This window comes from Candidatus Liberimonas magnetica (genome assembly GCA_020523885.1).
In the GTDB taxonomy this organism is placed as follows: domain Bacteria; phylum Elusimicrobiota; class Endomicrobiia; order Endomicrobiales; family JAFGIL01; genus Liberimonas; species Liberimonas magnetica.
On the sequence record JAJAPY010000007.1, the window covers coordinates 124356 to 148320 of the forward strand.

The 23965-nt window shown below is 42.7% G+C and carries 27 protein-coding genes; all 27 read left to right on the top strand.

Features of this window, described 5'->3' with window-relative positions; translation table 11 throughout:
- Window positions 1-64 precede the first annotated feature (64 nt).
- Window positions 65-1150, top strand: a complete 1086-nt coding sequence (aroB, locus tag LHV68_07485) for a 3-dehydroquinate synthase (GenBank protein ID MCB4791715.1) — start codon at window positions 65-67, stop codon at window positions 1148-1150.
- A gap of 23 nt (window positions 1151-1173) precedes the next feature.
- Complete coding sequence (gene aroQ / locus LHV68_07490; protein ID MCB4791716.1) at window positions 1174-1605, top strand: type II 3-dehydroquinate dehydratase; 432 nt, start codon at window positions 1174-1176, stop codon at window positions 1603-1605.
- 65 nt (window positions 1606-1670) lie between these two features.
- A complete protein-coding gene (locus LHV68_07495) occupies window positions 1671-2690 on the top strand; it encodes an aminopeptidase P family protein (protein MCB4791717.1) in 1020 nt (339 codons plus the stop codon).
- A 15-nt stretch (window positions 2691-2705) separates the two neighbouring features.
- Window positions 2706-3263, top strand: coding sequence for an elongation factor P (gene efp / locus LHV68_07500; protein ID MCB4791718.1), 558 nt, complete (start codon window positions 2706-2708; stop codon window positions 3261-3263).
- A 59-nt stretch (window positions 3264-3322) separates the two neighbouring features.
- Entirely contained in the window at window positions 3323-3745 is a 423-nt protein-coding gene (locus tag LHV68_07505) for an acetyl-CoA carboxylase, biotin carboxyl carrier protein (GenBank protein ID MCB4791719.1), read from the top strand.
- A gap of 113 nt (window positions 3746-3858) precedes the next feature.
- A complete protein-coding gene (gene accC / locus LHV68_07510) occupies window positions 3859-5211 on the top strand; it encodes an acetyl-CoA carboxylase biotin carboxylase subunit (protein MCB4791720.1) in 1353 nt (450 codons plus the stop codon).
- 45 nt (window positions 5212-5256) lie between these two features.
- Window positions 5257-5835 carry an SIS domain-containing protein gene (locus LHV68_07515; protein MCB4791721.1) on the top strand — a complete coding sequence of 193 codons (579 nt, stop codon included), beginning with the start codon at window positions 5257-5259 and terminating at the stop codon, window positions 5833-5835.
- Complete coding sequence (locus tag LHV68_07520; protein MCB4791722.1) at window positions 5822-6307, top strand: adenylyltransferase/cytidyltransferase family protein; 486 nt, start codon at window positions 5822-5824, stop codon at window positions 6305-6307. The genes LHV68_07515 and LHV68_07520 overlap by 14 nt, the downstream gene beginning before the upstream one ends.
- Window positions 6294-6725, top strand: a complete 432-nt coding sequence (locus LHV68_07525) for a thiamine-phosphate pyrophosphorylase (GenBank protein MCB4791723.1) — start codon at window positions 6294-6296, stop codon at window positions 6723-6725. Before LHV68_07520 ends, LHV68_07525 begins: the two co-directional genes overlap by 14 nt.
- Window positions 6725-7987: a phosphomethylpyrimidine synthase ThiC gene (gene thiC / locus LHV68_07530; GenBank protein MCB4791724.1), complete on the top strand. Its 1263-nt coding sequence runs from the start codon at window positions 6725-6727 to the stop codon at window positions 7985-7987. The genes LHV68_07525 and thiC overlap by 1 nt, the downstream gene beginning before the upstream one ends.
- Before the next feature lie 56 nt (window positions 7988-8043).
- Window positions 8044-8643, top strand: coding sequence for a bifunctional phosphoserine phosphatase/homoserine phosphotransferase ThrH (gene thrH / locus LHV68_07535; GenBank protein MCB4791725.1), 600 nt, complete (start codon window positions 8044-8046; stop codon window positions 8641-8643).
- A 25-nt stretch (window positions 8644-8668) separates the two neighbouring features.
- Window positions 8669-9940, top strand: coding sequence for an aspartate kinase (locus LHV68_07540; protein MCB4791726.1), 1272 nt, complete (start codon window positions 8669-8671; stop codon window positions 9938-9940).
- A gap of 110 nt (window positions 9941-10050) precedes the next feature.
- Window positions 10051-11610, top strand: coding sequence for a citramalate synthase (cimA, locus tag LHV68_07545; protein ID MCB4791727.1), 1560 nt, complete (start codon window positions 10051-10053; stop codon window positions 11608-11610).
- Between the two features lie 112 nt (window positions 11611-11722).
- The gene (gene ilvD / locus LHV68_07550) at window positions 11723-13372 is read left to right on the top strand and encodes a dihydroxy-acid dehydratase (GenBank protein ID MCB4791728.1); all 1650 of its coding nucleotides are present in this window, start codon (window positions 11723-11725) and stop codon (window positions 13370-13372) included.
- 98 nt (window positions 13373-13470) lie between these two features.
- Window positions 13471-15198 carry a biosynthetic-type acetolactate synthase large subunit gene (ilvB, locus tag LHV68_07555; protein MCB4791729.1) on the top strand — a complete coding sequence of 576 codons (1728 nt, stop codon included), beginning with the start codon at window positions 13471-13473 and terminating at the stop codon, window positions 15196-15198.
- Window positions 15199-15283: 85 nt separating this feature from the next.
- The gene (ilvN, locus tag LHV68_07560) at window positions 15284-15757 is read left to right on the top strand and encodes an acetolactate synthase small subunit (protein ID MCB4791730.1); all 474 of its coding nucleotides are present in this window, start codon (window positions 15284-15286) and stop codon (window positions 15755-15757) included.
- Window positions 15758-15860: 103 nt separating this feature from the next.
- Window positions 15861-16859 (top strand): ketol-acid reductoisomerase, encoded by a 999-nt coding sequence (gene ilvC, locus LHV68_07565; protein MCB4791731.1) that lies wholly within the window; start codon window positions 15861-15863, stop codon window positions 16857-16859.
- A gap of 196 nt (window positions 16860-17055) precedes the next feature.
- Entirely contained in the window at window positions 17056-17937 is an 882-nt protein-coding gene (locus LHV68_07570; GenBank protein MCB4791732.1) for a PASTA domain-containing protein, read from the top strand.
- Between the two features lie 29 nt (window positions 17938-17966).
- On the top strand, window positions 17967-18668 hold the full coding sequence (gene rpe / locus LHV68_07575) for a ribulose-phosphate 3-epimerase (GenBank protein ID MCB4791733.1): 702 nt from the start codon (window positions 17967-17969) through the stop codon (window positions 18666-18668).
- Window positions 18669-18784: 116 nt separating this feature from the next.
- Window positions 18785-19087, top strand: coding sequence for a 30S ribosomal protein S16 (gene rpsP, locus LHV68_07580; protein ID MCB4791734.1), 303 nt, complete (start codon window positions 18785-18787; stop codon window positions 19085-19087).
- 307 nt (window positions 19088-19394) lie between these two features.
- A complete protein-coding gene (locus LHV68_07585) occupies window positions 19395-19625 on the top strand; it encodes a KH domain-containing protein (GenBank protein MCB4791735.1) in 231 nt (76 codons plus the stop codon).
- Window positions 19626-19834: 209 nt separating this feature from the next.
- On the top strand, window positions 19835-20080 hold the full coding sequence (locus LHV68_07590) for a PRC-barrel domain-containing protein (GenBank protein ID MCB4791736.1): 246 nt from the start codon (window positions 19835-19837) through the stop codon (window positions 20078-20080).
- Window positions 20081-20091: 11 nt separating this feature from the next.
- Entirely contained in the window at window positions 20092-20889 is a 798-nt protein-coding gene (gene trmD, locus LHV68_07595) for a tRNA (guanosine(37)-N1)-methyltransferase TrmD (GenBank protein MCB4791737.1), read from the top strand.
- A 24-nt stretch (window positions 20890-20913) separates the two neighbouring features.
- Window positions 20914-21285 (top strand): 50S ribosomal protein L19, encoded by a 372-nt coding sequence (rplS, locus tag LHV68_07600; protein MCB4791738.1) that lies wholly within the window; start codon window positions 20914-20916, stop codon window positions 21283-21285.
- 155 nt (window positions 21286-21440) lie between these two features.
- A complete protein-coding gene (locus LHV68_07605; GenBank protein ID MCB4791739.1) occupies window positions 21441-22058 on the top strand; it encodes a ribonuclease HII in 618 nt (205 codons plus the stop codon).
- Complete coding sequence (locus LHV68_07610; GenBank protein MCB4791740.1) at window positions 22051-22422, top strand: YraN family protein; 372 nt, start codon at window positions 22051-22053, stop codon at window positions 22420-22422. Before LHV68_07605 ends, LHV68_07610 begins: the two co-directional genes overlap by 8 nt.
- A 145-nt stretch (window positions 22423-22567) precedes the next feature.
- Window positions 22568-23965, top strand: a complete 1398-nt coding sequence (locus LHV68_07615) for a hypothetical protein (protein ID MCB4791741.1) — start codon at window positions 22568-22570, stop codon at window positions 23963-23965.

A 23965-nucleotide genomic window follows, 5' to 3' on the forward strand; every position in this document is an offset into this window, starting at 1 on the left:
ATCAAAAAATGACGGAAAAATCAAATTGCTTTTTTGAGGCGTTTTTTATATAATATCAGGCAATATGAAGTTAATAAACGTCAGGCTGAAAGAACGGACTTATCCTATTTTAATAAATCGAAAGTTGAAAAACCTGGGTAGTTACCTTAAAAACAAAAACTATACCCGAAAGGTCCTGGTGGTTACAAACCCGAAGGTAAAAAAGCTTTATTTTGCAGAGCTTGATAATAGCCTTAAAAAAGCTGGTTTTAAGGTTTATTCGGCCATTTTACCCGACGGGGAAAGGTACAAAACCCTTGGAACGGTAAATAAAATATATATTAAAGCGATAAAGGCCGGCATTGACAGGGCCACCCCTGTTATAGCTCTTGGCGGAGGCGTGATCGGCGATATAGCGGGTTTTTTTGCCTCCACTTTCTTACGGGGTATTCCATTTATACAGGTGCCGACAACTCTGCTTGCAATGGTTGATTCTTCGGTCGGAGGAAAAACCGGAGTTGACTTAAAAGAAGGGAAGAATCTCGTAGGCACGTTCTACCAGCCTGATCTGGTGTGGATAGATATCTCTACTTTAAAGACACTGCCTCTTGCAGAGATGAAGAACGGCATGGCGGAAGTCATCAAATACGGGGTCATTAAGGACGGTACTTTTTTTAAATACCTGAACGAGCATATACAAAATATCTACGAGATAGAAAATTCAAAATATGAAGCGATAATCGCAAAATGCTGTTCGATAAAGGCCAGGATCGTTGAATCCGACGAGAAGGAAAAAAAAGGCATTCGCGAGGTGCTGAATTTCGGCCATACTTTCGGCCATGCAATAGAAACCTTGAGCGGATATAAGGTTTACAAACACGGCCAGGCAGTGGCGATAGGCATGAACATGGCCGGCAACCTTGCAGTCAGCCTGGGTGTTTTAAGTGAGGTAGACAGGATAAGAATAAAAAATATACTGGTTTCTGCAAAGCTTCCTGTAGGTATGAAAGAAAGATATTCGTTCAAACAGATCCTGCCGGTGCTCATGCGCGATAAAAAAGTTAAGAGAGGCAATCTGAGATTCGTCCTGCCGAAAAAACTCGGAAGTGTGTTCGTCCACAAAGGAGTGCCCCTTAAAGTTGTCAGAGATATACTTTCTTTAAAAGGGTAAATTAATAATAGGAGATGAAATAAATGAAAATACTTGTTATAAACGGCCCGAACTTGAATTTGCTCGGAGAAAGAGAACCGGATATTTACGGAAAGATAACGCTCGATAAGATAAACGGCGAAATGACTGCCCTGGCCAATGAATTAAAGATAGAACTTGAATTCTTTCAGTCAAATCACGAAGGAGAAATAGTAGACATTATCGGTAAAGCGAGAAAAGATTTTAAGGCGATCATAATGAACCCTGCTGCATATACCCATACTTCAGTCGCTATAAGGGATGCCGTAAGTTCTTGCGCTCTGCCTGTTATTGAAGTGCATATTTCAAACATCTATGCAAGGGAAGAATTCCGCCATAAATCGTTGATAGCCCCTGTATGCAAAGGCCAGATATCAGGTTTTGGGTTAACCAGTTACTTATTGGCTCTTCGGGCGGTCAAAGAATTAATACAATAATTCATCAATTAATTCGGCAAATAAGACACCCTATATTTTAATAGGGTGTTTTTGTGTAATATATAATGATAAAAAGAATAGAAAACTTAATTGCAAGAACGAACGGCATGCCAAGCCTAATAACCAGGGGCCCGGACCTGTTTTACCTGACAGGCATAAATCTGGACGGCTACTGGCTTTTGTTGGCCAAAAAAGAAGTTTTTGTCCTTACATCAGAAATGCTTGCAGGACAGTTAAAAGAGGCTTTACCGGATTTTTCGGTTATTGCAGGCAATAATTTGTTTGAATTATTAATCAATTTGTGTAAAAAGAACAGGTCGAAAAAATTAGGGGTTTCTTTAAATGAAATAAGTTATGCTTTAGGAAAAAAACTTGGCAAATCGATACAATTGGACGATATTTCCGGGCTGCTTAATGATCTAAGAGTAATAAAAGATGAAAATGAAATAAAAAACATAAAAATATCGTGCCGTATAGCTTATTTGGCTGCAAAGTATGCTCAAAAGTTCATAAAACCCGGAAACACCGAGATTGAAATTTATTACAAAATTGAAGAGTTTTTTTCAAAAAATCATGTCAAACAATCGTTCCCAACGATCGTTGCATCCGGGCCTAACAGCTCTTTGCCTCATCATATAACTTCATATAGGAAAATCAGAAGAAATGATGTAGTTTTATTAGATCTGGGCTGTATATATAAAGGGTATTGTTCTGACTTGACAAGGACATTTTATTTAGGTAAAATCAACAAATCTCAAAAAGACGTTTACGGGTTAGTAAAGAAAGCAAAAGACACGGCTCTAAAATCTATTAAAAGCGGAGTAGAGTCAAGTAAAATAGATATGGCAGCAAGAAACGTGATAAAGCATGGCGGATATGGAGACAACTTTATCCATTCAACCGGACACGGAGTGGGTATAGAAGTGCATGAACCGCCAAGACTTAGCAGTAAAGATAAAACAGTACTTAAAAACGGTATGGTAGTAACGGTCGAGCCCGGGATCTACCTGAAAGGCGAATTCGGGGTCAGGCTTGAGGATACTATTTTAGTGACAAGAAAAGGATATAAGGTCTTAACGGACTAAGGGAAGGATTAAAAAATGATTTCGACGAGTGACATAAAGAACGGAGCCAACATTTTTGTGGAAAAACAGCCTTGCACGGTGATATGGTTTCAGCACCACAAACCCGGCAAAGGCGGAGCTATGCTAAGGACAAAGCTGAAAAACCTGCGCACAGGAGCTATCGTAGAGCGGACATTTAAATCCGGTGAAAGGTTTGATGAGGTAGATGTTGAACAGCGAAAAAAACAGTATTTGTATGCGGATAATGATAATTTTTATTTCATGGATGCTGAAACCTACGAACAAATAGGTTTTCCTAAAGAAAAAATGAAGCTGGAAGGCTCGTATTTAACAGAAAATCTTGAAGTGACCGCATTATATCTTGAAGGAGAGCTTGTAAATATAACTCTTCCGCTGTCCGTTGTGCTTACAGTTACAGGCACGGTGGTAGGGGCTAAAGGAGATACTGTCTCGGGCGCTACTAAACCAGCAACCGTTGAAACAGGCTTAGAAGTGATGGTCCCCTTGTTCATCAAAGAAGGCGATAAAATAAGGGTTGATACAAGGACCGGCGAGTATCTTGAAAGAGCGTAATAATTTTATTAGGTAAACGGGAAACGGTAAAAGGTAGACGGATTATTTGAGGGGTAAATATGGATCAAAAAGAAATAAAACAATTTTTAGTATCGTTCAAGAACACCGACCTGGAAGAAGTACGCTTTGAATCCGACGATCTGAAAATTTATTTTAGGAAAGGCGAGCCTGAAGTCATAGAACCAAAGGTAAAGGCCGAAGAAAAAAAAGAAATTACAGAAGAAGAAATAAAAGTCATACCTATCAAATCTCCCATGGTCGGCACTTTTTTTAGCTCCGAATCGAATGACCACCCGCCGTTTGTCATAGAGGGCAACCATGTCAAGCCGGGGCAGAAGATAGGGATAATCGAAGCGATGAAGATAATGAAGGACGTAAATTCGAATCTAGGCGGCAAGATAGTAAAGGTATTTGTAAAAGACAGGCAGCCGGTCGAATACGGCCAGGAATTGTTTTTAGTCGATACGGAGGACGTAAAATAATAGATATAAAAATTAAAAATTAAAGATGTAATTATAAACGTAACCTGTAATTCATAACCCGAAATCCCTTTTTGCGGGTTACGGGTTACGGGTAGCGGGTAGCGAGGAATAATATGTTCAATAAAATTTTGATCGCAAATAGAGGCGAGATAGCCTGCAGGATAATTCACGCCTGTAAGGAACTCGGGATAAAGACAGTTGCCGTCCATTCCGAAGCAGATAAGGATTGCCTGCATGTAAAGCTTTCCGATGAATCCATCTGCATAGGCCCGGGGCCTGCAAGGGAAAGCTACCTGAACATTCCGAGCATAATATCTGCGGCCGAGATATCAGGTTCGGACGCTATCCATCCGGGTTACGGTTTTTTGGCTGAGAATACGTATTTTGCCGATGTCTGCGAGTCGTGCGGTATAAAGTTCATAGGGCCCAGCAAGGAATCAATAGAAAAAATGGGCGATAAGGTACAGGCTCGTAAACTAATGGCAAAAGCAGGGGTCCCTATAATACCCGGTTACGACGGCCCTATATCGGTTGATGACCCGGACCTTGCCAAGATAGCAAAAAAGATAGGGTACCCGGTCATAGTAAAAGCTTCTGCCGGCGGCGGCGGAAAAGGGATGAGGGTAGTCCAATCTGAGGACGCCTTAAAAAATGCTATAGCCATGGCGCAGACCGAAGCAAAAGCAGCTTTTAATAATGACAATGTTTACATTGAAAAATATATAGAAGAACCCCGGCATATAGAATTCCAGATACTGGGCGATTCTAACGGCAAAGTCGTTTACCTGCCTGAGCGCGATTGTTCTATCCAGAGGCGGCACCAGAAGCTTGTCGAGGAGAGCCCGTCGCCTTTTATCAGTACGTCTCTGCGCAAAAAAATGGGCAAGGCAGCCCGCCATGCTGCCGAAGCCGTAGATTATGTTACTGTAGGGACCATAGAGTTCCTTGTAGACAAGCACGAACACTTTTATTTCATGGAAATGAACACACGCATACAGGTAGAACACCCGGTAACTGAGATGGTAACAGGCATTGACCTTGTCAAAGAACAGATACGCCTTGCTGCGGGCGAGCGCCTGAAATATGATTCCGATGACATCGATATACTCGGCCATGCGATCGAGTGCAGGATTAATGCGGAGGACCCGGACAAAGATTTTATACCCTGCCCGGGAAAGATCGAGCGGTTTATAGCGCCCGGCGGACCAGGTACAAGGATAGAGACGCACCTTTATTCAGGTTATACCATACCTCCTTTTTACGACAGCCTTATAGCAAAGGTCATAGCTCTTGGTTCTAACAGAAAAGAGGCGATAGCAAGGATGACAAGGATCCTTGACGAGATAATTTTAGAAGGCGTGAAAAACACCATTTCTTTGCAGAAAAAAATCATGAGGAACGAAGCTTTTGAAAAAGCGGAAGTCTGCACTGATTTTCTGCCCAAAAATATATTTAACAAAAAATAAAAACTGGATAAATGGTAGACGGTAGATGGCAAACGGGGAAACAATATGAAAGAAAAAATAGCAAAATTAATCAGCGACAGTATAGAGGCAAAACAAAAAATGTTGTCGGCCGAACAAGTCCTAGTTATAGAGGGCATCGCAAATAAGCTTATTGGTGCTTACCGCTCATGCAAGAAAATGGTCGCTTTCGGGAACGGCGGTTCTGCCAGCGATGCGGCGCATTTTGCCGGTGAAATGGTCTCCCGTTTTGAGAAAGACCGCAGGGCCCTTCCTGCCATAGCCTTTACTACGAATATGTCTACGATAACTTCTATAGGCAACGATTACAGTTATGAGAATATATTTTCAAGACAGGTTGAAGCTTTGGTCCAGGAAGGCGATGTGGTAATCGCTATATCAACAAGCGGCAGCTCTCCCAATGTGCTCAAGGCCGTGGAAGAAGCAAAAAAGCTTAAGGCAGTAACCGTAGGTTTTACAGGGGCAAAAGACTGCAAGCTGAAAAAAGTAACAGACTTATGTTTCTGTGCTCCAAGCACAGTTACCGGAAGGATACAGGAATGTCACATTCTTGCTATTCATATAATCTGCGCTTTGGTAGAGGAGAGTCTTTTTGGCAAAAAATAGCCCTTCTAAAGTCCGATCAAGAAAATCGTTAAAACAAACACTCATACGTTTAAAGAACAAAGGGAAAAAAATTGTTTTTACTAACGGTTGTTTTGACCTTTTACACCTCGGGCATATAAAGCTTTTTAAAAAAGCAAAAACTCTGGGCGATATCCTGGTGATAGGGCTTAATTCCGATTCCTCTTTAAAGAAACTGAAAGGCCCTTTGCGGCCTCTTGTAAAGGAAGGAGCAAGGGCGCAGGTTTTGGCCTGCCTTGAACCGGTTGATTACATAACGATTTTTGGCGAAGAGACGCCGGAAAAACTTATTATGGAATTAAAACCGGACGTCCTGGTCAAAGGTGGAGATTATAGGTTAAATGAAATAGCCGGAAGGCAATACGTTAAAAAGGTCTACATTTTCCCTGTTATTAAAGGGTATTCAACGACAAGTTTAATAAAGAAAATAGTAAAGGTCTATGGCAACAAATAAAATGCAAAATGCAAAATGCAAAATGCAAAATGAACTGCGTTTGATAGATGCGAATTTAAACAGGTGCAGGGAAGGCTTAAGAGTTATTGAAGATACCTTGCGTTTTATTTTAGATGACGGCAAACTCTATAAAAAAGTAAGGTCTTTGCGCCACAAACTGGAAACAGGTACGAAAAAGCTTTATCCGGAACTGATCTCAAACAGGGACAGTTCTAGAGATGCCGGACGCAGTATTAAAGAAGGCAGAAGAGGAAGCATTAAGGGTATCCTTATAGCGAACTTCAAGCGCAGCCAGGAATCCCTTAGGGTCCTTGAAGAATACAGCCGTTTAATAGCGTCCGGGGCAGGAAGAAGTTTTAAGGAAATCAGGTACAGTGTCTACGATATAGAAAAAAAAGCCCTTACGGATATGAAATAATGACTATCTTAGAGTTACTCAAAAAAAATAAGGTTGATGATTGTATAAAGACCGTAGCGCAGAAAGAAGGTCTGCCGGAACAGACTATAGTTGACGGGCTTGTAAAAGGAGAGATAGTAATCCCAAAGAATATAAACAGGCAGATAAAAAAACTCTGCGGGATAGGTAAAGGGCTTAAAACAAAGGTCAATGCGAACATAGGAACTTCACCAGAACGTATCTCGGTAGATGAAGAGATGCAAAAACTTGATGCCGCGATCAGCGCAGGGGCTGATACCATAATGGACCTTTCAACCGGAGGGAACTTAAGGAAGATAAGAAAAACTATCCTTGAAAACTGCCCGGTCCCGTTGGGGACGGTCCCTATCTATCAGGTTGCCTGCCAGACAGTCGAGAAAGGCAAAAATATAACAAAGATGGAAAAAGGCGTTCTTTTTGACGTGATAGAAGAACAGGCACAGGAAGGCGTAGATTTCATGACTGTTCACTGCGGTGTCACAAAAGAAAGCGTAAGTTACTTAAAAAATAAAAAAAGGATAGCAGGCATAGTTTCAAGGGGCGGCGCTTTTCTTGCAAAATGGATAGGGGCAAATAACAGGGAAAATCCGTTATATGAAGATTTTGACAGGCTGCTTTCTATAGCAAAAAAATATGATGTCACTCTAAGCCTTGGGGACGGACTGAGGCCTGGGTGCCTGGCGGACGCGTCCGATAAAGCTCAGATGGCAGAGTTAAAGATATTGGGAGAACTTGTCTTGCGGTGCAGGAAAGCTGCTGTCCAGTCCATGGTTGAAGGTCCCGGGCATATGCCTCTAGGCCAGATACAGGGGCATGTAAAAGAGGCAAAAAAACTTATTTTTGATGCTCCATACTATCTCTTGGGCCCTCTTGTTACGGATGTTGCTGCAGGCTATGACCATATAACCTCTGCCATCGGCGGAGCAATAGCGGCGTCTTCCGGAGCTGATTTTTTGTGTTATGTAACCCCGTCGGAACATTTGAGGCTCCCGGATAAAAGCGACGTTTATCAGGGTGTTATGGCCTCAAGGATTGCAGGGCATGCCGCTGACATCGCAAAAGGCATTAAAGGCGCAAGGGCATGGGATGACGAGTTCTCCAGAAACCGCAAGAGCCTGAATTGGGAAAAGCAGGAAGAAATGGCGTTGGACCCGGAGAAATTCAAAGCCGAAAGAAGTAAAATGCTTCCGAAAGATCCGAAAGTTTGCACAATGTGCGGCGAGTTTTGCGCTATGAAGGATTGAATTCGGGATAAAAATTTTATTCTCGCTTGTTGGAATAAATATAAAGGAAAAATTATATGAAAATTGCTTGTTTGGACCTTGAAGGGGTTTTGGTGCCTGAAATATGGATAGCTGTTTCAGAGAAAACTAAGATAACGGCTTTGAGGGCAACGACCAGGGATATTTCGGATTATGATGTCCTAATGCGGCAGCGATTGAAGTTATTAAAAGAAAATAATCTGAGTCTAAAGGCTATTCAGGAAGTGATCGGGCAGTTAAAGCCTCTTGACGGAGCTCTTGATTTTCTTAATTGGCTCAGAGAACGTTTTCAGGTGGCTATTTTGTCCGATACTTTCGATGAATTTGCTATGCCTCTAATGCGCCAGCTCGGTTATCCTATGCTTCTATGCCATCGTCTTGAAATTGATAAGAACGGGATGGTTACAGGCTATAAATTAAGGCAAAAAGAAGCAAAACGCGAGTCTGTCAGAGCTTTTAAGGCCCTTAATTACCAGGTGGTCGCGGTTGGTGATTCCTATAACGATACCCTGATGCTTTCGGAAGCGCATACCGGGATTTTGTTCAAGCCGCCGCAGAATGTAATAGATGATTTTCCTCAGTTTCCGGTAACGCGGAATTATGCTGAATTAAAAGATGTGTTGTTAAAAATGGTTTAAACTGAAAAAATAAAAAGGCACTAAAATGAAAAAATTTGTGGTAATGAAATTCGGCGGTTCGTCTGTCGCCGATGCCGAAAAAATAAAAAATGTTGCAAGGAAAGTCGTAAATAAAGAAAAAGAAGGGAATAAAGTTGTTGTAGTGGTTTCTGCCCCCGGGGATATGACTGACGACCTTATAGCCCTGGCTGAAGGCATAACCAAAGACCCGGACGCAAGAGAGCTTGACATGCTTCTTGCCACCGGAGAACAGGCTTCTATAGCTCTTTTGTCGATGGCGATAAAAGACATTGGGTGGAAAGCGATTTCTTTGACGGGGCCGCAGGCAGGCATATATGCTGACACGACTTATACAAAAGCCAGGATAACAAAAATAGTGCCTACCAAAGTCCACAATGAGCTGAACAAGGGGAATATCGTGATTGTCGCAGGTTTTCAGGGATTGAACCCCAATGACGATATTACAACTCTGGGCCGCGGCGGGTCAGACCTTACAGCGGTTGCGCTTGCTGCAGCACTGAAAGCGGACCTATGCGAGATCTATACTGATGTAGACGGCGTTTATACTACCGATCCCAGGCTTGTTAAAGAAGCCATGAAAATAGATTATATATCTTATGAAGAGATGCTTGAAATGGCCGGTTCCGGCGCGCAGGTAATGCAGGCACGGAGCATAGAAGTGGCAAAAAAGTTCAATGTCGAGATACATGTGCGTTGTACTTTTAATGATAATCAGGGAACTATAATCACAGATGAAGCAAAAATTAATTCCGGGGAGGCTGCCTCATCGGCAGCCCGCCGGAGAGGTGGGAAAAAAATGGAAGAAGTAGTCGTATCAAGCGTGACTTATGACAAAAATCAGGTTAAATTCGCCATCCTTGGAGTCCCGGATAAACCCGGTATAGCGGCCCAGGTTTTCGGAAGTCTTGCGAACGCGGGCATTAACGTGGATATGATCATCCAATCTGCACCTAGGGAAAAATATAACGATATATCTTTTACCGTATCAAGGAGCGATATCAGGAAAGCCCGTGCAGTCATAGGGAAAGTCAAGCGTAAACTTGACGCCGAGGAAGTTATTTACGACGACAAGATAGCGAAAGTCTCTATTGTCGGGGTCGGGATGCGGAGCTATCCCGGGGTCGCGTCCAAGATGTTCAAGACCTTGTCAAAAAACAATATAAATATAGACATGATATCTACGAGCGAAATAAAGATATCATGCGTGATTAAAGAAGCACAGGTCAATGAGGCCGTTGTTGCCCTTCACAAAGCATTCGGCCTTGGATCAAAATAAAGGCTTCATTGCAAATTGAAAAATGCAAATTGCAAATTGCAAAATAAGAAGGTAATTTTTCATTTTACAATTTACATTTTGCAATTCCGCTTTAGCGGGTTAGAGGTTATATGAAGATAGAATTATTTGACACTACTTTAAGGGATGGCTCCCAGGGAGCGGGCATCTGGTTCTCTCTGGAAGACAAGGTCAAGATAGCAAAGGCCCTTGCTAATATGGGTGTAAGCTATATCGAAGGCGGCTGGCCCGGATCAAACCCGAAAGATGAGGATTTTTTTAAACAAGCTCTTGAACTAAACTTGAAAAAAGCAAAGATCGTAGCATTCGGCTCTACCAGGCATAAAGACAAAAAAGCGCACCAGGACCCGAATTTATCGACCCTTGTGAACTCAAAAGTCAAAGTCGCCTGCATTTTCGGGAAATCCTGGGACATGCAGGTAACCCAGGCCTTAAGGGCTTCCCTTGAAGAAAACCTTAAAATGATATATGACAGTGTGGCTTTCTTAAAGTCAAAAAAGCTGCAGGTGATCTATGACGCGGAACATTTCTTTGACGGGTTCAAGAATAACAGGGAGTATGCCCTCAGGTCTATCAGGTCAGCGTACGAGGCAAAGGCGGACAATATAACGTTCTGCGATACGAACGGAGGGATGCTTCCCGGAGATATAAGGGAAATAGTGCGCATTGTCAGAAAGGAATTGCCGGAGGTAGCGCTTGGAATACATAACCACAATGATTCTGATTGTGCGGTGGCAAATTCAATAGTTGCTGTCCAGGAAGGCTGTACACTTGTGCAGGGGACTATCAACGGGCTGGGCGAGCGGTGCGGCAATGCAAACCTTTGCTCTATCTTGCCGGCTCTGCAGTTAAAGCTCGGCCTTGAATGCCTGCCTAAGGAAAAACTAAGGGAGTTGACGGAGTTATCCCGTTATGTTGATGAAATAGCTAACCTCTTACCTAATGAAAAGCAGCCGTACGTAGGCAGAAATGCGTTTGCGCATAAGGCAGGTATTCACGTGTCAGCCGTTGCAAGGCATTCAAAAACATATGAGCATATTCATCCTGAAGAGGTGGGCAACGAAAGAAGGATACTAGTCAGCGAGCTTGCAGGAAAGAGCAATGTTTTCTTTAAGTCAAAGGAGCTTTCTCTTGATATGCCGAAAGACCCTGCCGCGACAGGTAAGATAATCCGCTTGCTCAAAGAAGCGGAGAATAAAGGTTTTCAGTTCGAAGATGCAGACGGTTCTTTTGCTCTTTTAGTGTATAAAGCAGTCGGAAAATATAAGCCGGTTTTTGCGCTCAAAAGCTTCCGGGTCAGTGTAGAAAAGAACACAAAAGGTGAAATGGTCTCTGAAGCTACCATAAAACTTTTAGTCAACGGCAGGGAAGAACATACCGTTGCCGAAGGCGACGGCCCTGTGAACGCTCTTGATAACTCTCTCAGGAAAGCCCTGGAGAAGTTTTATCCGCAGATAAAAGAAGTTTCGTTGACTGATTTTAAGGTAAGGATAATTAATACAAAAGCTGGTACAGCTGCCAAAGTACGTGTTTTAATTGAGTCAAGCGACACCGCTTCTACGTGGGGCACGATAGGCGTTTCCGAGAATATTATCGAGGCCTCATGGCAGGCGCTGGTAGATGCAGTGGAATATAAAATATTAAAAAAATAAAAACAGACATCAGACATGAGACAACAGACAAGAGACTAAAATCTATAAACATAAAAGTTTAGTCTGTAGTCTGTAGCCTGAAGTCTGTAGTCTGAAGTTCTGGAGGTTTAACATGCGCAGTAATGAGATCAAAAAAGGTGAAGTAAGGGCTCCGAACAGATGCCTTGTTTATGCTACGGGCATAAGTACCAGCGAAATGAATAAACCATTTATCGGCATAGCGTCTTCGTTTACCGACCTTGTTCCCGGCCATATAGGCATGAGAGACCTGGAGAGGCATATAGAAAGAGGCGTAGCAGCCGGCGGCGGTGCACCCTTTATTTTCGGCGTGCCGGCGATATGCGACGGCATAGCCATGGGGCATTCGGGGATGCATTACTCTCTTCCTTCCCGGGAGCTTATTGCGGATATCATAGAATCGGTCGTAAAGGCTCACTGCCTGGACGGCTTAGTCCTTTTAACTAACTGCGATAAAGTGACTCCTGGAATGCTTATGGCAGCGGCACGTTTGAATATACCTTCAATAGTCGTTACTGCAGGCCCCATGCACACGGGAATGTATAAAGGCCAGCGCCGTTCTCTGGTAAGGGACACTTTTGAAGTTGTCGGGCAGTTTTATGCAGGTAAAATAAAAGGTGCTGAGCTCGAAGATCTGGAACTGTCCGCGTGTCCGGGCGAAGGTTCCTGCCAGGGGCTGTATACGGCAAACACCATGGCTTGCCTAACGGAAACACTGGGGATGTCTCTTACGGGTTGTGCGACTGCACTTGCAGGTTCGGCGAAAAAACGGCGTATCGCCTATGATTCTGGCGAAAAAATAGTCGATCTCGTCAAGCAGAATACCGTGCCCAGAAGGATACTTACCCCTAACGCGTTTAAGAACGCAATAATGATAGATATGGCCCTGGGCGGGTCAACGAACACTGTCCTGCATCTGCCGGCCATAGCTAACGAAGCGGGAATAAAACTTCCCCTTGAAATGTTCGATGTGATATCAAAAACAACCCCTCATATTACTTCTCTTGAGCCCTCGGGAGACCATTATATGGAAGACCTTGAATATGCGGGAGGTATTCCTGCGGTGTTGTCCTGTTTTCCGAAAAAACTCCTTTCATCGTCAACTGTAAGCGGGAGGAATATCCTTGAAATAGCAAAGACCAGCAAAGTATTGGATACGAACGTTATCAGGGAAAATAAACCTTACAACAAAGAAGGAGGCATAGCGATATTGAACGGCAACCTTGCCCCTGAAGGCTGTGTCGTAAAGCAATCTGCGGTAAAAGACAAGATGAAAGTATTTACTGGCAAAGCAAGGATCTTTGATTCTGAAGAGGATGCGATGAACGCTATAGTCAAGAAAAAAATACAAAAAGGCGATGTGATAGTGATCAGGTATGAAGGGCCACAGGGCGGCCCGGGTATGAGAGAGATGCTGGGCCCCACGAGTGCCATTCAGGGCATGGGGTTGTCAGAACACGTAGCTCTTATAACTGACGGCAGGTTTTCTGGCGGGACACGCGGCCCCTGCGTAGGCCATATCTCTCCTGAAGCTGCAGTAGGAGGGCCCATAGCCGCTATACGCGACGGCGATATAATAACAATCGATATACCAAAAAGACAGTTGACCGTCAGGCTTACCGAGACAGATATAAATGTCAGGCTTGCCAAGTGGACGGCTCCTCAGAACAAATTCAAATTCGGGTATTTATCAAGATATGCAAGAATGGTGCAGTCGGCAAACACAGGGGCGATAGTGAAATAGCTCAAAGGTAAAAGGGAGACGGGAAACGGTAGACGAAAAAGGTTTTTAACCGTCTACCATCTACCTTTTACCGTTTACCGCTGTTTTTGGAGGTTTTAATGCAAAAGACCGGAGCTCAGATATTAATTGAATGTCTGTTAAAAGAAAAAGCGGATGTGGTTTTCGGATATCCGGGCGGCCAGGTGATCCCCATATTCGATGCTATTTACGGGTCACCCCTGCATTTTATCCTTTCGCGCCACGAACAGGGCGCTGCGCATATGGCTGACGGCTATGCCCGTTCAACGGGCAGGGTCGGCGTATGCCTTGCAACTTCAGGGCCGGGTGCGACTAATCTTGTCACCGGGCTTGCAACGGCTTTCATGGATTCTATACCTGTTGTGGCTATAACAGGGCAGGTGCCGACACATTTAATAGGCAACGATGCGTTCCAGGAAGCGGATATAACAGGTATTACAAGGCCTGTCACAAAACATAATTTTCTTGTAAAAGATATCAAAGACCTCGCAAGGACTATAAGAGAAGCTTTTTATATAGCCTCGACAGGCAGGCAGGGACCGGTCCTTGTCGATATTCCGTCTGATGTCCAGCGTGCCGTAACAGAATTTATCTGGCCTGAAAATATAGAAATACGTTCCTATAAGCCCGTCCAGCACGGCCATCCCGGGCAGATAAAAAAAGTAGCAGATGCCATAAACGAAAGCAAACAACCGGTACTTTATACCGGCGGAGGGATAATATCTTCAGGCGCATATAAAGAAGTCATTGAACTTGCGGAAAAAGCAGATATTCCGGTCACGAATACGCTTCTGAGCCTGGGAAGTTTCCCCCAGGATCACAGGCTTTTCCTGGGCATGCTCGGCATGCACGGTACCTGTTATGCAAACAATGCTGTTCAGAATGCAGATCTGATAATTGCCATAGGCGCCAGGTTTGACGACAGGGTTACAGGCAAAGTCGATGCGTTCGCAAAAAAAGCAAAGATAGCCCATATAGACATAGACCCGACTTCCATATCCAAAAGCATAAGCGCTGACATCCCTGTGGTAGGGGATGCAAAGACGGTGCTGGCAGAACTTATTAAGAACGTTAAGAAGAACAGCCATAAAGAATGGCTTGAAGCTATAGGTAAATGGAAAAAATCAAACCCATTATCTTATAAAAATGACGAAAAACTCAGGCCCCAGTATGTTATTGATTGCATAACCAAACTTACAAAAGGCGAAGCTATAGTTACAACTGAAGTAGGACAAAACCAGATGTGGGCCGCTCAGTTTTACAAGACCAACAGGCCGCGCAACTTTATAAGTTCAGGAGGCCTGGGCACCATGGGTTATGGTTTTCCGGCTGCTATCGGCGCAAAACTTGCAAACCCAAAAAAACAGGTCATAGACATAGCAGGCGACGGTTCTATACAGATGAACATACAGGAACTTGCGACTGCCGTGTTGAATAATATAAATGTCAAGGTGATAATACTCAACAACCATTATCTCGGGATGGTCCGCCAGTGGCAGGAATTTTTCTGGGGTAAAAGGTATTCAGGGGTCTGTTTGATGAAAGGTTCAGGATGCCCGGATAAATGCAATAAACCTCAATCAAAAAAGTGTTTTACTTATGTCCCTGATTTCGTAAAAATAGCCGAAGCGTACGGAGCTGTGGGCCTTAGGTGCAAAAATAAAAAAGATGTAATCTCTACATTAAGGAAAACATTGTCTTTGAATAAAACCGTGTTTGCGGAATTCATAGTCGAACAGGAAGAGAACGTTTTCCCCATGGTACCCGCAGGCAAGCCTCTTGATGAGGTAATGACCAGTTTAGCGTAGAGCGTGGAGCGGATAGCGGATAGGAACTTCTAAGACTTTCCTCTACGCTAAACGCTATCCGCTATACGCTGTTTTTGGAGGTTTCATGCGTCATACGATTTCAGTTTTGGTTGAAAATAAATTCGGAGTCCTTGCGCGGATTTCGACTTTGTTCGCTGCCCGGGGGTTTAACATAGATTCATTGGCCGTAGGTGAAACTGAAAACCCCGATGTTTCAAGCATGACGATTATCGTCAGAGGCAATGACAGGATACTGGAACAGGTGGAAAAACAGCTTAACAAACTTATTGATATAATAAAAGTAATAGATTTTAAGGCAACAAAACACGTCGAGCGCGAACTTGCCCTTATGAAAGTAAAAGTTGACAAGTCCAACCGCACAGAGGTCCTTCAGATAGTAAAAACTTTCAGGGCAAAGATAATAGATGTATCACAGAGTTCTGTGATAATCGAGATAACAGGAAAAGAAGAAAAAGTAAATGCCTTAATAAACATGATAAAACCGTTCGGAGTAAAAGAATTGTCAAGGACAGGCATAATAGCCATGGGAAGAGGATAATAAAATATAGCGTATAGCGCATAGCGTTTAGCGTATAGAAAAACCAAAAATCATATTTTTTTGACTTTCTATCCGCTATCCGCTAAAAAATGGAGGCAGTAAAATGGCTGCAAAAATGTATTATGACAAAGATGCTGACTTAAAGCTGCTAAAGGGCAAGAAAATCGCAATAATCGGTTATGGAAGCCAGGGCCATGCCCAGGCGCAGAACCTTCGTGATTCAGGGCTTAATGTCGTGATAGCGGAAGTTGAAGGGACGGATAATTATAAAAAGGCTGTGGAAGCCGGGTTTAAACCGGTTACTGCGGCAGAAGCAGCAAAAGGAGCGGACTGGATACAGATGCTTGTGCCGGATGAAATACAGTCCATTGTATGGCAGAAAGAAGTAAAACCGAACATTAAAAAAGGTGCGACTTTGAGTTTTTCTCACGGGTTTAACATCCGCTTTAACCAGATAGAACCGCCGAAAGATATAAATGTGGTGATGATAGCGCCGAAAGGCCCCGGTCACCTTGTCAGAAGGCAGTATCAGGAAGGAAAAGGCGTGCCAAACCTGATAGCCGTTGAACAGGACGCCACAAAGAATGCACAGAAGCTTGCGCTTGCCTATTCAAAAGGCATCGGAGGCACGCGTGCGGGTGTGATAGAAACAACTTTTAGCGAAGAGACTGAAACAGACCTTTTCGGAGAACAGGTAGTCCTTTGCGGAGGGCTTGTCGAGCTCATTAAAGCAGGTTTTGAAACTCTGGTAGAGGCAGGTTATCAGCCTGAGATAGCATATTTTGAATGTTTGCATGAATGCAAACTTATTATAGATATGATATACGAAGACGGTATCTCCTGGATGAATTATTCTATTTCGGATACGGCTGAATACGGCGAATATTCCAGAGGCAAGAGGATCATTACCGAACAGACACGCGCTGAAATGAAAAAGATACTCGGCGAGATACGTTCCGGAGAATTCGCAAAAGAATGGCTCCTTGAAAACCGTGTGAACAGGCCCGTATTCAAACAGGCAAGAAAAGATATGTCGGAAAGCCTGATAGAACAGGTCGGGAAAAAACTTCGTTCAATGATGAGCTGGCTGAAGAAAAAATAAATAATACATGCGACATGAAATCCCCCGAATTCCTTCGGGGGATGAAAGCGTGACGAGGTCGTAGTAGGTCACGTTATTTAAGGAGCCTCTGGCTCCTGCCGGAGGAGTTCCACTGAAAAAAATAATTGTTGATGATATAAAACTCGGTATAAAGATAGTTGTAGCTATTGTTCTTTTTAGTATATTTATCTTTCTGATGTTTGACTGGATAATGTCAGCGGCTCTTCATTCCCGTAAAGAGGTGATAGTCCCGGATGTAAAAGGGAAGTCCATTTATGATGCTCTGCGTCTTGTCTCTTCTTTGGACCTGGGTTTAAAGATAGAAGGCGAAGAATTAAACCAGGACCTTCCTGCAGGAACAGTCATCAGGCAGACGCCTTATCCCGGCATCACAGTGCGTGAAGGAAAACTGATACGGGTCATTGTTTGTCAGGGCGGTGAGGTCATCTTTGTGCCAAAACTCATAGGCCAGCCTGTCAGGTCCGCAAGGATAGCCATAAGGTCTGCAGGCCTTAATCTCGGCGAAGAATCTTCGAAGTTCTCAGCGGTCTACGAAAAAGAACAGGTTATAACGCAGGATCCCGGACCGGAAAAAATAGTCGAAAGGGATTCTCTGGTAAATCTGGTAGTTTCAGCCGGGCTTCCGCCGGATAATATCAAACTTGTACCGAATTTTGCGGGTAAAAACATAGAAGACGTAAAATCCTGGGCAGCTGAGAATAAGATTGAGTTGAATATCTCTGAGGAAGAAACAACAAGCTTTTCCATGGGGACTGTGATGTCACAGAAACCGGAACCGGACGATGAACTTAAAAACGGAGAAAAGATAAGTTTGACCGTTGCAAAGTCTTCGTTAGGGAGAGGACCTAACGGAAAGATGTTTGTCTATGACATACCTGCCGGCAATGAAGACAGAAAAATAAAGCTGACCCTTATCGATGACACAGGTGAAAAAGAGATATTTAACGGTACAAAGGCATCAGGCACAAAGCTTGAGATACCGATCGACCCGAAAGGCCAGGCAAAGGCCAGGGTTTTTATAAACGGTGTTTTAGTCGAGGAAAGAGAAATAGAGTAATAACAATAATGCAAAATGCAAATTGAAAAATGCAAAATAAAAAAACAAAAAATATCTTGATTGCACCATCAATACTTTCTGCGGATTTTTCGGCTTTGAAAGATGATATAATGGCCGTTGAAAAACTGGGGGCTGATTGGCTTCATATAGATGTAATGGACGGCCATTTTGTGCCGAATTTAACTATAGGCCCGGTTGTTGTAAAATGGGCAAGGAAACACTCCGGATTATTTTTTGACGTGCATCTGATGGTGGAAAGGCCTGATAATTACTGGAAGGCATTTAAAGATGCAGGAGCTGACCTCATAACATTCCATTGCGAAACCGCGGTTAACAAAAAAACATTGATAAATGAAATAAAAAAGGCAGGTTTGAAGGTGGGGATGTCTATCAGGCCGAAAGCAAAGCTTTCAAAGATTATACAATTTTTGCCTTATATGGACCTTGTTTTGATAATGAGCGTTGAGCCGGGCTTTGGCGGCCAGGAGTTCATTCCAAAAATGCTTTCAAGGATAAAAGAAGTAAGGCATATTATAGATAAAGATAACTTATCTTGCTTAATTGAAGTTGACGGCGGGATAAATCCCGCGACGGCAGCAGAAGCAGTAAGATCTGGGGCAAATGTGCTTGTTGCAGGTAACTCGATATTCGGTAGAAGGAAGATCAAGACGGATTATAAAAAGTTAAGAAAAGTAATTGACAATACTTCTTTTAACGAGTATAATTATTGAACCTTGTTAGGCCGCTTATCGGCGGTCATGAATAATATAGACGGGGTAAAGCCCCATATTAAATGGGTATAAATGCCTTAATAGGCATCAAGTAATGCACGGAGGTGAAAGAAGGAATGACAGTCCGGTTACGTTTACAGCGACAGGGAAAACCCAAAAGGCCTTATTATCGTTTAGTGGTTATTAATCAGACCACCAGAAGAGACGGTAAACCTATAGAGGTTCTGGGACAATATGACCCTATGGCTATTGATGAAAAGATCAAAGTGAATAGAGAAAGAGTGGATTATTGGATTTCTCAGGGTGCAAAAAGCTCTGATACAGTTTCTGATTTATTGAAGATCCAGAAAGAAACAAGAACAACTGTTTCAAAAAAAGAAAGCGAAGTAACGAAAAGCCCGAGCGAAAGCGAAAGCTAGTGTAGTGTCCCTGAAATAACTTTACATTTGGATACCCAGATTTGAGGTGATTTCAAGGAGCGAAGAGGGAGCAATGCAATAGCATTGTAAGCGATGAGCAACGCAGAAATCGCCCAAAAATGGGCATCCCCTTCGGGCTGAGGGTCTTTTAACCATCTTCATCGTTGTTCGGTCGCTCACATACTATCAAGTATGCTCGCTCCTCACGCCTTGAAGCTGGCTAAAATACCCTCAGCAAATGTCAAGGTATTTCAGGGACACTACACTAGACTTTCTTGGTGACAATCTCAGGAGGTAAAATCAGATGATGAAGGATTTGGTTCTCTATATAGCGAAAGCCTTGGTAGACAATCCAGATAACGTTGAAGTAAAAGAAGTGACTGGAGAAAAAGCCACTATTATTGAATTAAAAGTCCAAGATACAGATAGAGGCAAAATAATCGGAAAAGAAGGAAGAATAATCAAATCTATCCGTACCATCGTTAATTCTGCTTCAGCAAAACTTGATAAAAGAGCCACTGTAGAAATAGTCGAATAATCAAAATTTAAAATATAACAGAAATAAAAGACGCTGATATATGCTCTGAATTCATATATCAGCGTCTATATTAATATATAGAATCTTATAATTGATTACGGTGATTATAAACTCTGATTACACAGATAAAACAGCATCACTCTTGTAATCAACGTAATCTTGAAGTTAATCATAGTAATCAACAAGTTCCCGAAGGGATTAACTTGTATATGTGGAAAGTCAGCGACCTAGCCGGCAGTGAAGTCTTTGATATCGATGGCCAAAAACTCGGGGTATTAGTAGATGTTCTGCCTTCAGGTTCTAACGACATCTGGGTTGTCATGCAGAACGAGTCAAAAGAGCTTCTGATACCGGCGCTTTTTTCGGTAGTTAAAGACGTAGATATCCCAAAAAAGAAGATAAAGGTAGATCTCCCGGCAGGATTAAAAGAGATTTATGAAACTGATAAAAAATAGAGAGGATTAAGGTGAATATCGACATTCTTTCTATTTTCCCGGATATGTTTGAAGGGCCTTTAAGCGAAAGCTTGATAAAGAAAGCCAGAGATAAAAAAATAGTAAATATTAAAATTCACAATATCCGTTCTTTTACAAAAGACAAGCATAAGAGCGTAGATGACAGGCCTTTCGGCGGAGGACCGGGGATGGTGTTCAAACCCGATCCGATATACGAAGCTTTACGGTCCCTAGGCGCGGCTAAAAGTAAAAATAACCCTGAATGGCCCAAAAAAGATAAACCGGTAGTAATATATCTTTCACCTCAGGGGAAAACCTTAGATCAGAAACTATTAAATAAGTTTACGGGTTACAAACATATAATACTTCTTTGCGGACATTATGAAGGCGTTGATGAAAGGGTACTGAAGTTTGTAAACCAGGAAATATCAATCGGAGATTACGTGCTTACTGGCGGGGAACTTCCTGCAATGGTCTTTGTTGACAGCCTGGTAAGGTTACTGCCCGGGGTAGTTAAAGAGAAAGATTCCATAACCCAGGATTCTTTCTGGGAAAACCTGCTGGATTACCCTAACTATACAAGGCCTGTCAATTTCAGGAATATGGCGATACCGGACATTCTTTTAACGGGAAACCATGCATTAATAGCCGGGTGGAGGAAAGAAAAGGCAATTCTAAATACCCTAAATAAACGGCCCGACCTGCTAAAAAAAGCCAGGTTAAGTGGGACCCCTCTGGCAGTCCCTCAATGCGGGACTTTAAATAACGTGACATTCCGCCCTAGCGGGATAAAGAAAATAAAGAAATAATAAAAAAGATAAGGAGTTAAAAGCATGTCAATAATGAACGATGTTCAAGAATTACAAAAAAAGAAAGAAACCTATGATTTCCGGCCGGGAGACCAGGTCAGGGTGCATTTTAAGATCATAGAAGGCGACAATGAACGTGTCCAGCCGTTTGAAGGCACGGTCATACGGCATAGAGGTGCGGGTTTATCCGAGACTTTCACGGTAAGAAAGATATCTTACGGAGTAGGGGTTGAAAGGGTGTTCCCTATCCATTCCCCGAGGCTTCAAAGAGTTGAGCTCCTGCGCAGAGGAAAAGTCAGAAGAGCAAGGCTCTATTATTTAAGAAAACTCTCAGGTAAAGCTGCCAGGATCACCGAAGTACAGTCTCAAAAAGAAGCACCAGAAGAAAAAGCCTAATTCGCTAAAGCGAAATTGTAAAATGTAAATTTCAAAATGCAAAATTCAGGTGTTCTCCTTACGGAGAACTTATTAAATTGTCTCGCTTTGGCGGGACACCACAGTTTTGAATTTTTCAATTTGATTTTTGCGTTTAGCCAGAGGGGCTCCACTTGATGGATCTTTTCTGTTTCGATGATTCCTACCGAAAAAATGGGTGTAAGATGCTTGCAGGTATAGACGAAGCCGGCAGAGGCCCGTGGGCGGGTCCTGTTGTTGCAGCCTGTGTAGTGCTTCCTCCCGGACTTACTATCTACGGCCTAGATGACTCAAAAAAACTCTCACCTGTCCAGCGGGAAAAAATATTTAAAATAATCAATGAAGTTTCGCTCTCTGTAGGTGTCGAGGTGATAGATGAATCCGTCATTGATTCCCTGAATATCCTAAAAGCGACTCACCTGGCAATGAAAGGTGCTTTGGATAAGATCAAAGTGCACTTTGACCTTATCCTTGTCGACGGTTCACCTGTGCCGAGGCTGGGTGTCATGCAGGAATCCATAGTTAAAGGCGACCAGAAAAGTGCCTGCATCGCGGCTGCTTCTGTCGTTGCCAAAGTGACCCGGGATATGATAATGAGGGATTTGGCGGTAAAATACCCTGAATATTATTTTGATAAGCATAAAGGTTACGGGACGAAGCTCCACTATGAAGCGCTGAAAAAATACGGGCCTTGCCCCGTGCATAGAAAAAGTTTTCACCCTGTAAGAGATGTAATAGGCCGCCTGGATGTTTAATAAGAGAGCTTTGGGAAACCTGGGGGAAGAAAAAGCCGTACAGTATTTGACAAAAAACAAGTACAAAATACTGGAGAGGAATTACAGGTCAAATTTCGGAGAAGTCGATATAATCGCAAAAGAAAATGAAGACCTGGTTTTTATAGAAGTTAAATTAAGGAGGACCAATGAATTCGGACTTCCGATAGAAGCCATAACTGGTTTAAAGCAAAAAAGGATAGTAAAGTCTGCCCTGCAATATGTTAAGTCAAAAAACTTACTGAAAGAAAATATACGTTTTGATGTCCTATTGATCGGCCCGCAAGAAGATGAAATAGAGGTAGTAAAATCAGCTTTTTCTACAGATGGTTTCTATAAGTATTGATGAAAACCTCTGAATTTCTTTGGGGATGAGTTTAAAATGAATATCCCGCCTCCGATGCTTCGATACGGAGTCCGACAGAATCCTCGGACATGGCGGGATGTCGCACAATTAAAGTCCCACTAAGCGGGACTGCCGTAGGAGCTCCATGTTTTTTAACCTGCCGTTTTCTCCGTTAAATAAAGGCATAGACCTGATGCGCAAGAATGAACTCAGCGCAGCCATAGCTTATTTTAAAGGATTAATAAGCAGTAAAGTGCTCCTGGGGGAAAGCTATTTTAATATAGGAAGATGTTATTTCAAGATAGGAGATATTAGTGAAGCAAAAAAGAACCTCCATAATGCCCTCGATAATCAATTTACCGAAGAAATAATCAAAGACGTTCTTGAGATCACGAATTGGAAACTGCTCTGCTCTTACAATTATTATAATAATTGGCCCACTTTCTCAAGCGATTCAAAAAAACTAGCCTTCGTTTCTGTAAGGAAGGACACGAACGGCGACGGATTGATAAACTCTACAGACCGCGGAGGAATTTACCTGATAAACCTGACAACTTTTGAGGAAAAATATATAGTCACTGATGATTATTATAATTTTCATCCAAAATTTTCACCGGACGGGAAATACCTCACATATCTTTCGGTAAGGAAATTCCTGCCGGATAAAGACATTGTGGACACAAAAGCCAATCCCGGGCTTTATTTGTTCGACCTTGAAACTGATCAGGAAACCGAGCTTTTAAGCGATAAATACAGGCCTAAGAATTATACGTTTACGGATGACAGCAAAAAGATCATACTCGCGTGCTGGATCCCGGGAAATAACGGAAGCGGTATATATGCACTGGATATTGCGGAAAAAAAAACCATAGAAATCGTCCCGGGTTTATTTGAGAATACCTTTCCTTCTATGTCAAAAGACGGCCAGTATCTGCTGTTTTCTACCTGGCGCCGAGATACTAACGGGGACGGGCAGATAAATTTCAGGGATAACTCCGCCATATTCCTGAAGAACCTTAAAAGTTATAATGAATTTGAAATCGTTTCAGACAGGTACAATAATATGTTCCCTTCGTATTCTCATGACGGCAAAAAAGTGCTTTTTTTATCCTACAGGAGGGATACGAACAAGGACGGCCTTATTGATTCTCTTGATAATCCTGGTATCTACTATTATGACCTGACAAAACAAAAAGAAGTATGTGTCGTTGATGATAAATTCTTTAACAAATTCCCTAGCTTCACTGCCGATGACAAAAACGTAGTTTTCTTGAGCAGCTGGAGAAAGGTGGATAAAGCTGATAAATACAAAGATTATTTCGAACATAAAGGCGTCTATATGATAAATATAGATACAAATAAAATAAAGCGGATAGTCTCTGATAAATATTACGGCTGTTATTACCCTGTTGTCTCGCCTGACGGCCAGAAGACGGCTTATGTTTCATGGAGAAAGGATACCAGGAGGGGCTTATACCTGGCCAGTTTAAATGGCTATCCGTCCAAAGAAGAACTCCATAAATACATTGATGATAATATATAA

Coding starts and splice junctions, on each gene's coding strand:
- ilvD (MCB4791728.1), top strand. CDS start 11,723: ATGCGCAGTAATGAGATCAAAAAAGGTGAAGTAAGGGCTCCGAACAGA.
- cimA (MCB4791727.1), top strand. CDS start 10,051: ATGAAGATAGAATTATTTGACACTACTTTAAGGGATGGCTCCCAGGGA.
- ilvN (MCB4791730.1), top strand. CDS start 15,284: ATGCGTCATACGATTTCAGTTTTGGTTGAAAATAAATTCGGAGTCCTT.
- accC (MCB4791720.1), top strand. CDS start 3,859: ATGTTCAATAAAATTTTGATCGCAAATAGAGGCGAGATAGCCTGCAGG.
- LHV68_07615 (MCB4791741.1), top strand. CDS start 22,568: ATGTTTTTTAACCTGCCGTTTTCTCCGTTAAATAAAGGCATAGACCTG.
- LHV68_07610 (MCB4791740.1), top strand. CDS start 22,051: ATGTTTAATAAGAGAGCTTTGGGAAACCTGGGGGAAGAAAAAGCCGTA.
- LHV68_07515 (MCB4791721.1), top strand. CDS start 5,257: ATGAAAGAAAAAATAGCAAAATTAATCAGCGACAGTATAGAGGCAAAA.
- LHV68_07590 (MCB4791736.1), top strand. CDS start 19,835: ATGTGGAAAGTCAGCGACCTAGCCGGCAGTGAAGTCTTTGATATCGAT.
- rpsP (MCB4791734.1), top strand. CDS start 18,785: ATGACAGTCCGGTTACGTTTACAGCGACAGGGAAAACCCAAAAGGCCT.
- thiC (MCB4791724.1), top strand. CDS start 6,725: ATGACTATCTTAGAGTTACTCAAAAAAAATAAGGTTGATGATTGTATA.
- LHV68_07525 (MCB4791723.1), top strand. CDS start 6,294: ATGGCAACAAATAAAATGCAAAATGCAAAATGCAAAATGCAAAATGAA.
- LHV68_07605 (MCB4791739.1), top strand. CDS start 21,441: ATGGATCTTTTCTGTTTCGATGATTCCTACCGAAAAAATGGGTGTAAG.
- LHV68_07570 (MCB4791732.1), top strand. CDS start 17,056: ATGTTTGACTGGATAATGTCAGCGGCTCTTCATTCCCGTAAAGAGGTG.
- rpe (MCB4791733.1), top strand. CDS start 17,967: ATGCAAAATAAAAAAACAAAAAATATCTTGATTGCACCATCAATACTT.
- LHV68_07585 (MCB4791735.1), top strand. CDS start 19,395: ATGAAGGATTTGGTTCTCTATATAGCGAAAGCCTTGGTAGACAATCCA.
- aroB (MCB4791715.1), top strand. CDS start 65: ATGAAGTTAATAAACGTCAGGCTGAAAGAACGGACTTATCCTATTTTA.
- LHV68_07505 (MCB4791719.1), top strand. CDS start 3,323: ATGGATCAAAAAGAAATAAAACAATTTTTAGTATCGTTCAAGAACACC.
- ilvC (MCB4791731.1), top strand. CDS start 15,861: ATGGCTGCAAAAATGTATTATGACAAAGATGCTGACTTAAAGCTGCTA.
- rplS (MCB4791738.1), top strand. CDS start 20,914: ATGTCAATAATGAACGATGTTCAAGAATTACAAAAAAAGAAAGAAACC.
- efp (MCB4791718.1), top strand. CDS start 2,706: ATGATTTCGACGAGTGACATAAAGAACGGAGCCAACATTTTTGTGGAA.
- ilvB (MCB4791729.1), top strand. CDS start 13,471: ATGCAAAAGACCGGAGCTCAGATATTAATTGAATGTCTGTTAAAAGAA.
- aroQ (MCB4791716.1), top strand. CDS start 1,174: ATGAAAATACTTGTTATAAACGGCCCGAACTTGAATTTGCTCGGAGAA.
- LHV68_07495 (MCB4791717.1), top strand. CDS start 1,671: ATGATAAAAAGAATAGAAAACTTAATTGCAAGAACGAACGGCATGCCA.
- LHV68_07540 (MCB4791726.1), top strand. CDS start 8,669: ATGAAAAAATTTGTGGTAATGAAATTCGGCGGTTCGTCTGTCGCCGAT.
- thrH (MCB4791725.1), top strand. CDS start 8,044: ATGAAAATTGCTTGTTTGGACCTTGAAGGGGTTTTGGTGCCTGAAATA.